Source organism: Streptomyces sp. NPDC005438, assembly GCF_040606315.1.
In the GTDB taxonomy this organism is placed as follows: domain Bacteria; phylum Actinomycetota; class Actinomycetes; order Streptomycetales; family Streptomycetaceae; genus Streptomyces.
In genome coordinates, this window is sequence record NZ_JBEXEP010000001.1 from 970,661 (window position 1) to 984,026 (window position 13,366).

12 protein-coding genes are annotated in these 13,366 nt (G+C 73.1%); 4 read left to right on the forward strand and 8 right to left on the reverse strand.

What is annotated here, in order from left to right:
* Positions 1–26 precede the first annotated feature (26 nt).
* From ABZT14_RS04040 to ABZT14_RS04070, 7 genes are all read right to left on the reverse strand, one after another.
* Positions 27–1,070 carry a glutamate ABC transporter substrate-binding protein gene (locus ABZT14_RS04040; protein WP_356296535.1) on the reverse strand — a complete coding sequence of 348 codons (1,044 nt, stop codon included), beginning with the start codon at positions 1,068–1,070 and terminating at the stop codon, positions 27–29.
* Between the two features lie 14 nt (positions 1,071–1,084).
* The gene (locus ABZT14_RS04045; RefSeq protein WP_356296538.1) at positions 1,085–2,488 is read right to left on the reverse strand and encodes a hypothetical protein; all 1,404 of its coding nucleotides are present in this window, start codon (positions 2,486–2,488) and stop codon (positions 1,085–1,087) included.
* A 492-nt stretch (positions 2,489–2,980) separates the two neighbouring features.
* Positions 2,981–3,388, reverse strand: coding sequence for a RidA family protein (locus ABZT14_RS04050; protein ID WP_356296542.1), 408 nt, complete (start codon positions 3,386–3,388; stop codon positions 2,981–2,983).
* Positions 3,385–4,494, reverse strand: a complete 1,110-nt coding sequence (locus ABZT14_RS04055) for a BadF/BadG/BcrA/BcrD ATPase family protein (protein ID WP_356296545.1) — start codon at positions 4,492–4,494, stop codon at positions 3,385–3,387. The genes ABZT14_RS04050 and ABZT14_RS04055 overlap by 4 nt, the downstream gene beginning before the upstream one ends.
* Entirely contained in the window at positions 4,485–5,750 is a 1,266-nt protein-coding gene (locus ABZT14_RS04060) for a 6-phospho-beta-glucosidase (RefSeq protein ID WP_356296547.1), read from the reverse strand. Before ABZT14_RS04060 ends, ABZT14_RS04055 begins: the two co-directional genes overlap by 10 nt.
* A 47-nt stretch (positions 5,751–5,797) precedes the next feature.
* The gene (locus ABZT14_RS04065; RefSeq protein WP_356296550.1) at positions 5,798–6,997 is read right to left on the reverse strand and encodes an ROK family transcriptional regulator; all 1,200 of its coding nucleotides are present in this window, start codon (positions 6,995–6,997) and stop codon (positions 5,798–5,800) included.
* 399 nt (positions 6,998–7,396) lie between these two features.
* The gene (locus ABZT14_RS04070; RefSeq protein WP_356297061.1) at positions 7,397–8,413 is read right to left on the reverse strand and encodes a mechanosensitive ion channel family protein; all 1,017 of its coding nucleotides are present in this window, start codon (positions 8,411–8,413) and stop codon (positions 7,397–7,399) included.
* 256 nt (positions 8,414–8,669) lie between these two features.
* Here ABZT14_RS04070 and ABZT14_RS04075 point away from each other — a divergent pair, with 256 nt between their 5' ends.
* The 4 genes from ABZT14_RS04075 to ABZT14_RS04090 all read left to right on the forward strand — a co-directional run bounded on the left by ABZT14_RS04075 (position 8,670) and on the right by ABZT14_RS04090 (position 11,925).
* Positions 8,670–9,218 (forward strand): HNH endonuclease, encoded by a 549-nt coding sequence (locus ABZT14_RS04075; RefSeq protein ID WP_356296552.1) that lies wholly within the window; start codon positions 8,670–8,672, stop codon positions 9,216–9,218.
* A 222-nt stretch (positions 9,219–9,440) separates the two neighbouring features.
* Positions 9,441–10,868 carry an amidase gene (locus ABZT14_RS04080; protein WP_356296555.1) on the forward strand — a complete coding sequence of 476 codons (1,428 nt, stop codon included), beginning with the start codon at positions 9,441–9,443 and terminating at the stop codon, positions 10,866–10,868.
* Between the two features lie 411 nt (positions 10,869–11,279).
* Complete coding sequence (locus ABZT14_RS04085; RefSeq protein ID WP_356297064.1) at positions 11,280–11,516, forward strand: hypothetical protein; 237 nt, start codon at positions 11,280–11,282, stop codon at positions 11,514–11,516.
* Positions 11,517–11,685: 169 nt separating this feature from the next.
* Positions 11,686–11,925 (forward strand): hypothetical protein, encoded by a 240-nt coding sequence (locus ABZT14_RS04090; protein WP_356297096.1) that lies wholly within the window; start codon positions 11,686–11,688, stop codon positions 11,923–11,925.
* Between the two features lie 79 nt (positions 11,926–12,004).
* Here the strand turns inward: ABZT14_RS04090 and ABZT14_RS04095 are convergent, their stop codons facing one another.
* Complete coding sequence (locus tag ABZT14_RS04095) at positions 12,005–13,120, reverse strand: serine hydrolase domain-containing protein (protein WP_356296558.1); 1,116 nt, start codon at positions 13,118–13,120, stop codon at positions 12,005–12,007.
* Between the last annotated feature and the right edge of the window lie 246 nt (positions 13,121–13,366).

Below are 13,366 nucleotides of genomic sequence, written 5' to 3' on the forward strand. Positions count from 1 at the left end.
CCCGCGCCCCGGTCCCGGGAGGGGTGTCAGTCCTTGTACGACGGGGAGGGCGGGGCCGGTTCCTTGAGATCCATCCGTTCGGCGAGCCACTTGTCGTAGCTGGCCCGCCAGTCGCTCTTACTACCCCCTTCGCGGTAGGCCTCAAGCACCTTGTTGACGCGGCGCACCAGGTCCTTGTCCTCCAGGTTCATCGCCACCCCGTACGGCTCCAGGGTCAGCGGGTCGCCGACCAACTCCACCGAGGGGTCCTGGGCGGCCTGTCCGGCGCCCAGCGCGTTGTCGGTGACCACCGCGTCGGCCCGGCCGACCTGGAGGCGGACCAGGCAGTCCAGCTGGTTGTCCACCCGTACCGTACGGAAGCCCAGCGAGTGGTACTTCTGGTCGCTGTCGGTGAGCAGGGTCTCCGCCGAGGAGCCCTTGGCGAAGCACAGCCGCCGTCCGCGCAGGCTGGAGTTCACCCCGGTGATGTCCGAGCCCTTGGGGGCCACCAGTTGCTGGCCGCTCTCGAAGTAGGCGGTGGAGAAAGCCACTTCCTTCAACCGGTCACAGGAGATGGTCATGGTGCGGACCACCATGTCGACCTGGCCCTTCTGGATGGCCTCGACCCGCTTGTTGGTGGGGACCGTCTTGTACACGATCCTGGGGTCCGAGCCCAGCAGGTCCTCGGCGATGGCCCGCACCAGGTCGATGTCGAAGCCCTCGATACGGCCGGTGGCCGGGTTGCGGTACCCCCACAGGTAGCTGTTCTGGTCCACGCCGACGACCAGTTGGTCCTTGTCCTTGATCCGCTCCACGGCCTTGCCCGAGGCGCCGGAGGGCCGCAGGCTGCTGGCCGGGTTGCTGCCGTCCTCGCAGGTCTCCCGCTTGGCCTTGGCCACCTTGCCCACCGCTCCCGGCCGGGCGGCCGGTTCCGCCCGCTCCCGGGACGGGGCCGACCCGTCCCCGTCGTGTCCGGGCAGCGCGGTCAGCGTGCCGGCCGTGGCGACGGCGGCCACCGCCAGGGCGGCTCCGGTCGTCAGCCAGCGGCGTCGTCCGCCGGTCCGTCGGGCGTTCCCGCCGTCCCGTGGCATCTCCCCGCCCCCCTTCATCGGTACTCCGCCAGCCTGCGGCCGACCCCCATCAGCGCGGCCACCGCGCCGGCGGCGGCCAGCACCAGGGTGCCCACCGTGAGCCCGGTCAGCGCGGTACGCCCGGACCGGGCGGCGCCCTCGAACTGTGACTGCTCGTGCTTCACGGCCTCGCGCAGGCTCGCGTTGACCCGGTCGAAGGACTCGGCGGTGCTGTTCTTCGACCCGATGACCATGTCCACGGCCTTGTCGTAGGAGCCGCTGTCGTCCTGCCAGCGGGCCTTGGCGTGCAGGTCCCGCCACTGGGCGGTGGCCCGGGAGGCCGCCCGTACCGGGTCGCGCCCGGCGTCGTCGTCCGCCAGCTTCTCGGCCTTGCGCAGCTGGCCGCCGGCCGAGGTGGTCTTGTCACCGTGGAAGGCGTTGATGCCGCGCTGGTAGCTCTTCTCGTACTCCTCGCCGGCACCACGGGCGACCAGGGTGATGTTCTCGTCGCCCCGGGCGGCCAGCGCGGTGGTCCACGCCTCGTTCAGCGCCCGCAGCGACCGGGCGCCGTGCTCGTCCGACTCCCGCAGCCCGGACCGCGCCAGCCCCTGGCCGACCGACAGCCACAGCACCCCGAGCAGTACGGCGGCCGTGGCCACCACCAGTCCCCGGTTGAACACCCGGTTGGTGAGCCGGTAGTTGCGGCGCTGTGCCCACACCAGCACGCCCAGTGCCAGCAGGCCGAGGGCGGTGCCGGCCCACGGCCAGCTCTCCGCGTCCTGGTAGTCCCGGTCCAGCCGGGCCGACTCCGCCTCGTACAGCCGGTGGGCCGAGGGCAGCAGTTCGGTGCGCATCTCCTCGTTGGCGTACCGCAGGTAGGCACCGCCCAGGGGCAGGCCCTGGCGGTTGTTGGAGCGGGCCGCCTCCACCAGGCCGGTGTACCGGGGCAGGTGCTCGTTGAGCCGGGTCACCTCGCGGCGGGCGGAGGCGGAGCCGCCGGAGTTGCTGGCGGCCTTCGCCAGCAGCCGGGACGCCTGCCGGATGTTGCGTTCGTAGCGCTCCCGTACGGCCGGGGGCTCCTCCCCGCCGGCCAGGAAACCGCTGGCGGCGGTGGTGTCCGCGTCGGCGAGGGAGCGGTAGACGCTGGCCGCGTCCGCGCTCAGGGGCTGGCTGTGGTCGACCACCGCGTCCGTGACCTGGGCCCGTGAGGAGATCTGCCAGCTGGTCACGGCACCGAAGGCGAGGATCAGCGTCGCCAGTACGGCACCGAGCAGCCGGAGGCGCCCGGGTTCGGTGGTGGTGGAGTTCCGCAGCTTCGCGGCCCCCTCGGACCAGGCCGTCGCGGCCACCCGGGTCAGCCGCTCCGAGTCCGGTGGCGCGGGATCCAGGGGGGCGCCCGAGGGCGGCGGCACCGCTGGTGGTGCGGTCGGCTGGGTCACGCTGGAGACCTCCCCCTGAAGCCGTGTTCCGTGGGAATTCTTCGGGTCCTTGTCAAGCTGGCCTGAGCAGTATGGCGGCAAGGTGGTGCCATCACAGTGGGCTTGGCAGGATCTTGTTCCTATCGCGACCTGGCGCCGGGGGGAACGCCTGGGACGTCATGCTGGGGAAACGAATGGTTCCTCGTTCCACGCGAGGGGTGGCCGTCGGGGAGTGAGGTTGACGTCGCCGAGCGTGACCTCGGAACGCCGCGCTCCGGGCCCCGCCGACCCCGCGACCCGGGGCCCTGGTCAGGCACCGGTGATGGCCGGGCCACCACGGTCACCGGGCCCACCCGGGGTCCGGTGACCCCTCTCCCGTACCACGGTCCGGTGCGCCCCCGGGCGCGGTGCCCCCACGGTGGGCACCGGGACCCCTGTTCCTCGCGCCCCCTCCTCCCGGTGCGCGCGAGGAAGAGAGGGCGAGGAAAGAGGCAGGGGGCCTTCGGGGAACCGTCAGGACAGGGACGCGGTGAGGTCCACCTCCACCAACTGTCCGGGGAAGCCGAGTTGGGCCACTCCCAGCAGGGTGCTGGCGGTGGTCAGGGCCGGACCGAGGGCGGAGGCACGGAGACGGTCCCAGGTGGCGCCGAGTACGTCCACGTCCTCGGTGACCACGTAGATCACCGAGCGCACCACGTCCTCGGGGCCGGCGTCCACCGCCCCCAGCGCGGTCATCGAGTTGGCGACGACCTGGTCGATCTGGGCGTTCAGGTCGCCGGCCCCGACCACCCGCTGGGAGAGGTCCACCGGGCACTGTCCGGCCAGGTGGGCGGTTCGTCCGGCCTCCACGACGGTGATGTGGTGGTAGCCGGGGGGTTGGTGGAGTTCGGGTGGGTTGACGCGAGTGATCCTGGTGGTCATGGCAGCACCCTCGGTTCTGCCGGTGCCGGCTGTCCACGGGTTTCCCGGGCCTCCGCCTCCACCGACCCCAAGGCGCCCCGGGGCCGCGCGTGCTGTTGGCGCAGTCTGCGGCACGTCTCGGGGCCGGCGCCCAGCTGGTCCAGGGCCAGCAGACCCGCGCCCAGGACCGGGGCGGCGGTGACCCACACCGGTGTCGCCAGGGGGGCCGAACGCCCCAACAGCTCGGTCAGGGGCTGGTCCAGCTCCGGGTGGCGGGCGGTGAGCACGCTGCCGCCCAGACAGACCGGGGTGGGGGTTCCCAGCAGTTCCAGCCGGGTGAGGGCGACCACGATCATGGAGACCAGTTCCTCGGCCTGGCGCCGCAGCAGGGACCGGGCCACCGGGTCCCCGCGCCGGGCCACCTCGGCCAGCACCGGGGCCAGTTCGTGCCGTCGGCCGGGCGGGATCTCGCCGAAGTGGAGTGCCTCGATCAGGGCGTGCACCGTCGGCAGGTGGAAGTGGGCGGGGAACTCCCGGGCCAGCGCGGTGTCCTCGCCCCGGCCGTCCTCCGCCCGTGCCGCGTGCCACAGTCCCTCCTCGGCCAGTCCCAGGCCGCCGCCCCAGTCCCCGGACAGTCGCCCCAGGGCCGGGAAGCGGGCGGTACGGCCGTCGCGGGCGAGGCCGGCGCAGTTCACTCCGGCCCCGCAGACCACGGCCACCCCTTGTGGAGGCTCGCCCAGGTCGTCCAGGCCGGCCCGCAGGACCGCGAAGGTGTCGTTGGCGACCAGGTTGGTCTCGGCCCAGCCCCGGTCCTCGATGGCCGAGGTCAACTCCCGTTCCTCGCGCGGCAGGTCGACGTTGGCCAGGCAGGCGCTCAGCACCGGGACCCGGGCGGGTGGGTCGGGCAGTCGCCCCAGGGCCTGGCGCACCAGGGACTGGAGCAGGTCGACGGCGGGGCCCACCCCGACCCGGGGCGGCTGGAAGCCGCCACCCCGGGCGGTGGCCAGTACCGAGCCGTCCCCGGCCAGTACGGTCACGTCGGTCTTGCTGTTGCCGGCGTCCACCGCCACGGCCACCGGGCGGGCGGACACGTCGGCCGGTGCCGCGTCCCCGGGGGTCACAGCCACGGCAGGTACTCCCGGTTGTGGGCCAGCAGTTGGTCGGTGAGGGCCTCCGCGCGGTCGTACTGGCCGACCAGGGGGTGGGCGAGCAGGGCGCGGTACACCCGGTTGCGGCCACCGAGGTTCGCCGCGTCCAGGGCGAGGTGCTCGTAGGCGGTGACGTGGCTGATCAGTCCCATGAACACCGGGCTGAGGTCGGGGGCCGGCAGGGGGCGCGGTCCCTGGCGGGTGACGTGGACGGGGGTCTCGATCACCGCGTCGGCGGGGAGTTGGGGGAAGGTGCCCTGGTTGTAGCCGTTGACCACCTGGATGCCCCCGTCGTCGGCGCCCAGCAGGCTGGCCGCCAGGGCCACGGCCGCCTCCGAGTAGAAGGCGCCGCCCCGCTCGGCCAGCAGGGAGGGCTTGGTGACCAGCGACGGGTCCTGGTACATCCTCAGCAACTCGCGTTCCAGCGCGGCCACTTCGGACGCCCGCGAGGGACCCTGCCGCTGCTTCTCGACCACCTCGTCGTGGGCGTAGTAGTAGCGGAGGTACGGGGAGGGCACCACGCCCAGTTCCCGGAGTACCGGTTCGGGCAGCTTGAGCCGCTCGGCGATCTCGGTGCCGTGCCGCTCCAGCAGTGCGGGCAGCAGGTCCTCGCCGGCCGGCCCGCCGTGCCGCGCGTGCAGGGCCCAGCTGAGGTGGTTGAGCCCGTAGTGGTCCAGGTGGACCTTCTCCGGCGGCAGGTCCAGCAGTTCGGCGAAGGTGCGCTGGAGGTGGATGGCCACGTTGCACAGCCCGACCGCGCGGTGCCCGGCCCGCAGCAGGCCCCGGGTGACGATGCCGACCGGGTTGGTGAAGTTGATGATCCAGGCGTCCGGGTTGCTCTCGCGGACCCGCTCGGCGATGTCGAGCACCACCGGTACCGTCCGCAGGGCCTTGGCGAGCCCGCCCGCCCCGGTGGTCTCCTGACCGAGACAGCCGCACTCCAGGGGCCAGGTCTCGTCCTGTTCGCGGGCCTGCTGTCCGCCCACCCGCAGCTGGATGAGTACGGCGTTGGCGCCGTCCACCCCGCGTTCCAGCTCGGAGGTGGTCACCACCTTCGCCGGGTGGCCGCGATGGGCCAGGATGCGTTGGGCGAGGCCGCCCACCGGTTCCAGTCGTTCGGCCGAGGGGTCGATCAACACCAGCTCGGTGAGGGGGAGTCGGTCGCCGAGCCGCGCGAGCCCGTCGACGAGTTCGGGGGTGTAGGTGGAGCCGCCTCCGACCACGGCGATCTTCACGGGGGTTCCTCTCCGTAGGGTCCGTACGGGCTGTGGGGCAGGGGTGGTCAGCGCAGGGTGTCGAACACCTCGTTCCGGGTGGACTCCAGGGCGGACTCCAGTGCCCCGCGCAGCACCGGGGTCTCGGTGATCCACCCGGTGACCAGTTCCGGTCGGGGGACCACCAGGTCCGCGAGTTCCCCCTGAACCAGCTCCCGGAACACCTCTCCGCCGGCCAGGGACAGCCGGCCGCTGAGAACGACCAGCCCCGGGTCGACCACGGTCACCACCGAGGCCAGCCCCACCGCCGTGCCGGCGGCGAACCGTCGCAGCAGCTCCCCGTGGACGCCGGTCCCCCGGGAACGGGAGGCGGCGCGCAGCAGTTCGGCCGCCCCCTCGGCCGGCTCGGACGGCTCGGGGGCGGGCAGGCCCAGTTCCTCGCCGAGGCGGAGCACCGCGTGCGGGCCGGCCAGTTCCTGGAAGCCCCCGCTGCCGTACCTTGCCGCGTGCCGTACCAGTGGGGTGCCCGGCACCGGCAGGAACCCCAGCTCGCCCGCGCCTCCGGTGGCTCCCCGGTGGATGCGGCCCCCCAGGACCAGTGCCGCACCGATACCCCGGTCCAGCCACAGCAGTACGAGGTCCGAACGTCCCCGGGCCGCCCCGACGGTCCGTTCGGCCACCGCGACGAGATTGACGTCGTTGTCGTACTCCAGGGGTACCGGCAGGGCGCGCGCCAGGTCCTCCAGCAACCGGGGCGAGTGCCAGCCGGGCAGGTGGGAGGCGTACCGCAGCCTGCCGGTGCTGGGGTCGAAGGCGCCGGGGGTGCCGATCACCACCCGGTGCAGCTCCTCCGTCCGCAGCCCGGCCTCCCGGGCCGCGGCGCCGAGGGCGCGGGGGACCAGCTCGACGGGCGAACCGGTCCGGGGGGTGGGCAGATGGTGGTGGCCGATGGTCTCGCCGGTGAGGGTGGCCACCGCCGCCCGGATGCCGTCCGTGGTCACGTCCAGGGCGCCGACATGGGCGCTGGCCGGATTGAGGGCGTACAGCTGGGCGTTGGGGCCGGGCCGGCCCTGGCTGGTTCCGGTGGCCAGCACCAGCCCGGCCGCCTCCAGCCGGGCGAGCAGCTGGGAGGCGGTGGGCTTGGACAGTCCGGTCAGTCGGCCGATCCGGGCGCGACTCAACGGCCCCTGTTCCAGCAGGAGTTGGAGGGCGGTGCGGTCGTTCATCGCCCTGAGGACCCTGGGGGTCCCGGGGGGACTGCCGGACATGGGCGCTCCGTGTCTTCCGGTGGTACTTCCAGCGGAGGTGGCAACTGTTAGGAAGGTTTCCTATTGATGTGCGACGACGCTAGGAGCAGCGTCCACGGATGTCAACGGACCACCCGGGGCCGGGAGCTGGAGCGGAGAGATGGTGGGGGAGGACCTGGCGTCCCCAGGGGGCTCCGTCGTCCCTCGCGGGCGAACGGCCTCGGGTGCGGCGGGCGCCCCTGCCGATGGGCCTCGGGACACGGGGAGTGGCGGGTGGCCCCCCGCCCGAGGGGGCGCGGAGGCGTGGGAGGGAAGGCCGCGGGGTGCCTTGGCGGGGGCGGGCTTCGGCCGTGCCACTTCCGCCGGGGCTCTCGTCGGGTTCCCGCCCGGGCCCTCGTGGGTCCTCGTCGGGACCGCGCCTCAGCGGGCGGGCGGGTTGCTGGGAGCGGGCGGCGCGGGGGCGGCGGCCAGGGACGAGGGCGAGCCCACGCCCGAGTCGTCCGGCGTCTCGACCTCCACCGGCTGGGAGTCCACGATCGGGATGCCGGCCTCGTCCAGGGCCAGCTTGATGCGCCAGCGCAACTCCCGCTCCACGTCGACCGCCTTGCCCGGCATGGTCTTGGCGGCGACCCGGATCACCACGGTGTCCAGGGTGACCGAGTCCAGGCCCAGCACCGTCACCGGCTCCCAGAGGGCCTCGTTCCAGGGCTCGTCCTTGGCCAGGTCGACACCGCACTCCTCGATGGTGGAGCGGGCCCGCTCCAGGTCCGCCTGGTAGGGGACCTGTACGTCGACGGCGGCGGTGGCCCAGCCCTGGCTGAGGTTGCCGATCCGCTTCACCTCGCCGTTGCGGACGTACCAGATCTCGCCGTTGTCCCCCCGCAGCTTGGTGACCCGCAGGCCGACCTCGATCACGGTTCCCGAGGCCACCCCGGCGTCGACCACGTCACCCACGCCGTACTGGTCCTCCAGGATCATGAAGACCCCGGACAGGAAGTCGGTCACCAGGTTCCGGGCGCCGAAGCCCAGGGCGACGCCGGCCACTCCGGCGCTGGCCAGCAGGGGGGCGAGGTTGATGTTCAGGACGCCCAGCACCATCAGGGCGGCCGTGCCCAGGATCATGAACGAGGCCACCGAACGCAGCACCGAGCCGATGGCCTCCGAACGCTGCCTTCTCCGTTCGGCGTTGACCAGCATCCCGCCCAGCACCGTGTGGTCCACCGACTGCACGGTGCGGTTCATCCGCGTGATGAAGCGTGAGATCGCCCGACGGACCACGTAGCGCAGCACGGTGGCGATGACGATGATCAACAGGATGCGCAGGCCGGCGTTCAGCCACACGGACCAGTTCTCCCGTATCCAGTCGGCCGCGTTCACGGCTCTTTCCTGGGTCTCACCGAGGGTGGTCTCGTCGCGCGTGGGATCAGAACTGATCAACCAGGACACAACAGCACCTTCCGTACGGGACCTGTCCGCCACGGGCGGAGGCGGACAGCGTCCACCAGCGTAACGGCGGCGGGAGGGCGCAACCGCGGGTAAGTCCCGGTGCTGGCCGGATCAGTGGCCGTCTGTGGCGAAGAACACGACACATGCGTTACCCGGCCGTAGTGGCGTATCCGCCGGCGCAGGGGACACACTGTCCAACAGATCGTCCCGGCGCGAGCCACGCGCCGCCGACGTACAAGGAGGCACCGTGCCGCATGTCCTGGTCCTCAACGCGTCGTACGAGCCGCTCGGTGTCGTACCGCTTCGACGCGCGCTCATCCTCATCCTCAATGACAAGGCCGTCAGCCTTGAGGATTCCGGCGCCCTGATGCACAGCGCGACCCACGTGATACCCGCGCCCAGCGTGGTCCGACTCAAACGCTTCGTGCGGGTGCCCTTTCGGGGCCCCGTACCGCTGACCCGGCGCGCGCTGTTCGCCCGGGACGGCGGTCGCTGCGCCTACTGCGGTGCCGTCGCCACCAGCGTGGACCACGTGATCCCCCGCAGCCGGGGTGGCCAGCACGCCTGGGAGAACGTGGTCGCCGCCTGCCGTCGCTGCAACCACGTCAAGGCCGACCGGCACATCGCCGAACTCGGCTGGCGGCTGCGGCACCAGCCGGCGCCCCCCTCCGGGCTGGCCTGGCGCGTCATCGGGACGGGGCACCGCGATCCGAGGTGGTTGCCCTACCTACGCCCGTACGGCGCCGAAGCGGCCCTGGCCCGGTTCGAAGGCAGACCAGCGAAAGCTACCGCCTGAGAACCGGGCCTCCTGTTTGGGGCCTGTTCGGAACCTGTAGGGCGCCGCCCACGGACCCCGAACGTCGAGGTGGAGGAAGCCGCCCGCCCGGCACCCCCCAGGTGTCGGGCCCGCCCGCTTCCGTACCGCAGCACCAGCACCAGCACCGCGCCCTCGCGCGTGACCTCTCGGGTGTTCCCTCGGACCCTCCCCGAACCGGCAAAGCGCCCTAACCTGGTGAAGGTGAGCGCACCGCACGAGTTGACGATGCTGCGACAGGCCGCCGCCGTCCGGGACGGCGAGCTGGCACCGACCGAGTTGGCGGAGCACTACCTGCGCCGGATCGAGGAGCTGGACCCCCTGCTGGGCGCCTACCTCACGGTGACCGCCGACCGCGCGCTGGACGACGCCCGGCGTGCCGAGGAGCGGCTGGCCCACCTCCGGCCGGGAGAGGCGGCGCCGCCCCTGCTGGGGGTGCCGATGCCGGTGAAGGACCTGGTGCCGGTACCGGGGGTGCGGCACACCCTCGGCTCCGTGGTCTTCGCCCACCAGGTCGCCGAACGCGCCCCCCACACCGTCCGGTTGCTGGACCGCGCCGGCATGGTGCTGCTCGGCAAGAGCAACACCCCCGAGTTCGGCCTGCCGGCGTACACCGAGAGCCGGGTCGGACCGCCGGCCCGCACCCCCTGGGACCCCAGCCGCATCGCGGGCGGCTCCAGCGGCGGGGCCGCCGCCGCGGTGGCGGCCGGACTGGCCCCGGCCGCCCCGGGCAGTGACGGGGGCGGCTCCATCCGTATCCCGGCCAGCTGCTGTGGCCTGGTGGGGCTCAAGCCCAGCCGGGGCCGGGTGTCCACCGCCCCCTTCGCTGACGTGTCTGGCCTCGCGGTGGAGGGCCCCCTCGCCCGTACGGTCCGGGACGCCGCCGCCCTGTTGGACGTGATGGCCCGGCCCGCCCCCGGCGACCCGTACGCCATGCCACCGGCGACCGACAGCTACCTCAGCCACTGCCACCCGCCCCGTCGTCGACTGCGCGTCGGCCGGCTGGCCACACCCGACGTGGCCGGGGTGGAGGTGGACCCCGAGGTGCTGCGGGTGTACGAGGCGACCACCGCGCTGCTGGTGGAGCTGGGGCACGAGGTGGTGGACGTCGCGCAGCCGCTGCGCTCCGGTGACCGGGACGCCTTCACCCCGGTCTGGGCGGTGCTGGCCGCCATGACGCCGGTACCACCCGGGCGGGAGGGGGAGTTGATGCCGCAGACCCGCTGGCTGCGGGACCAGGCGGCGGCCTTCGACGCCCTGGAGTACGCCCGGGCGGTGGCCGCGCTCCAACACGTGGGGCGCCGGCACGCGGAGGCGGTGGAGCCCTGGGACGCCCTGCTCACCCCGACCCTGGCCCAACTGCCCCCGAAGGTGGGGGAGTTGAGGAACGACGAGGACCCGGCGGCGGACTTCGCGGCGCAACTCGCCTTCACCCCCTTCACGGCTCCCTGGAACATGGCGGGACTCCCGGCGGTGTCCCTGCCCCTGGGATGGGCCACCGGCCCGGAGGGTGATCTTCCGGTCGGGATGATGTTCGGCGGCCGGCACGGTTCGGAGGGGCTTCTGCTGTCCCTGGCGACCGAGCTGGAGGAGGCCCGGCCATGGGCCGATCGGCGCCCGCCGGTGTGGTGAGCGAGGTGGCGGCGCTGTGTGGCCGGTGGTCCACACAGCGTTCCGAACGTCGGTCGCGGGAGTGATTCCGCAGGTCAGGGCGGGTGTGCCGGTCCGCTTCCAGGGGTGGGGTTCTGAGGGGCGGTCCCGTAAAATCTGGTGTGGCTACCCGGCCTGAGGCGCTGAGTCTTTCGTCGAGGCGGGGGGTTCGCGGGCAAATCGCCTGCGAATCCGCGTGGTCTGGAGCACGATCCAGGACTTTCCACGTCTGCCGGCGCCCGAACTGGGTAGGGCACGAACCGTCCACTCGACCACGACGAACGGAGGCCCGCCGTGGCCGCGACCGCCGAACTCCTACAGGTGCTCACCGCCGACCAACCCCGGCAGACCAAACCCAGGACCAAGCCGCTTCAGGGCCGCTCCAAACCCGGTCTGGAGGCTTTCCCGGCCCAGCCCGGGGGAGAGCCTCTGGAGTTGGTGGGAGTGTCCGACCCCGACTCCGGGCTGGAGGGCTCCGCGTCCACCGGATACGCGGAGGCACCCCTGACCAGCGAGCCGCCGCTCGCCGATGTCGCCCCCCTGACCAGCGAGACCCCGCTGGCCGCCGAACTGCCGTTGACCAGCGAGCCGACCGGTACCGGCTACGGCACCGAGCCCTCCGACATCTGACCGCACCCACACCCTCGGCGTCGGCTCCGGGCGGGGTTCCCCGGCCGGTCCCGGCTCCGCGAGGCGCGCCCGACGGGAGTGCGCCCCACACCGCGCCCCGGAGGGGAGGGCGGGGTGTGAAGGTGACCCCGACGGCGTGAGGCGACCGGGCGTTCGCTAGGTTGGGCACGTGGCTACCAAGAACTCCCACCGGCAGGCACTGCGAGCCGGCACCCTCAGCGCCGGCACCACCTGGATGTTGCTGCTGTCGTCCCCGGCCTTCGCCGCGCGTGACGACGGTGACGACCCGGGTCCGGGCATCAGCCTGGCCGAGACGCTCGGCCTGTTCGTCGGCCTGCCCCTGCTGGCCTTCGTGGTGATCGCCGGCCTGGTGATGGCCGGCTCGAAGTCGACCCACGACAACGGCTGACCCTCCTCGGCGGCGCCCTGCGGGCGCGTCCCCGGCTGCGCGCGCGGGGTGGTGCTCCGCCGTACCCCCGTCGCACGGCTCAGGGGCAGAACTCCGCCTCCAGCAACCTTTCGGTGTGCCGAGCCCAGTCCCCGTTGACCTGGAACACCGCTCCGTGCACGGCGTCCTGGGTGGTGGCCACCAGAGTGTGGGACCCCAGGATGTCGCCCCGGTGACCCCACACCGTGCGGTCACAGGACAGCCGTAGCGCGAACACCCCCAGTCCGTACCCCTCCGGGTCGGTGGCGGCGGCGTCGAGCATCTGCCGCAGCTGTTCCGGCGGCAGCAGCTCGCCCCCCAGCAGCGCCCGGTAGAACCGCAGCAGGTCCCCGGCGGTGGAGATCATCTCCCCCGAGGCGCCGGCGAGGGTGGGGGAGAGGCGGTCCAGCTCGCGGGTTCCCGGGGCGCCCCCTCCGCCCCTCCGGGAGTACGCGGTGGCGTGCGGAACCGGTACCCCTTCGAGGGCCAGGGGGATGCTGGTGCCCTCCAGTGCCAGCGGGCGCACCACCAGCCGGCGTACCTCCTCGTCCCAGCGGTGTCCGGTGACCCGCTCCACCACCATCCCGGCCAGCAGGTAGTTGGTGTTGGAGTACTCCCGGTCGTTCCCCGGGGCGAACCGTGGGGGCCGGCGCAGCGCCGCATCCACCCACTGCCGGGCGTCGCGGTCCCGCCGGGCCTCCGGCGCCGGGGCCGCCAGCCGGGCCCGGAACTCGGGGGTCCCGGTGAAGTCCGGTATCCCGCTGCCGTGTTGGAGCAGCCGCCGTACCGTGATCCGCCGCCCGTCGTACCCGGGGTGCCGCAGTACGCCGGGGAGCCAGCGCTCCACCGGGTCCTCCAGCCGCAGGCGCCGTTCGGCCACCAGCCGCAGCACGGTCACGGCCACGAAGGTCTTGGTGACCGAGCCGATGCGGAACCGCTCCTGGGGCCGCCTCGGGGTCCGCAGCCCACGGTCGGCCACCCCGGCCTGTCCCCACCACACCCCGTCGCCGTCCTCGACCCGCGCCAACACCCCGGGCAGACCCTGCTGTCGGACCAGCCGCTCCATCGCCTCGCGGGTGGCGGAATGGCCCTGGTCCTGGGCCGTGGAGGAGGTGGCGGAGGTCGCGCCGAGCACGGTGACGACCAGCAGGAACAGGACGGACTTTCGAACGGGCACCCCGGCGACCCTAGGCCGGCCACAGCACCCGGACCAGGTGGGAGGCGCTGCTGCCGGCATCCTTCACGCCATCCCCCCGAGTGCGCCCCTCCCGTGACGTGCGCCCCGCGTCGGGGACCGGAGGTACGGCGGTGGCACGCCGCCCCGGCCGCTGTCCCCCCGCCGCCGGGCGGGCCCGGAGACGGCGGGAGTCAGCGGGACGGCTGCGTGCGAGGATGGCGGGATGAACCACAGAGATCAGAAAGG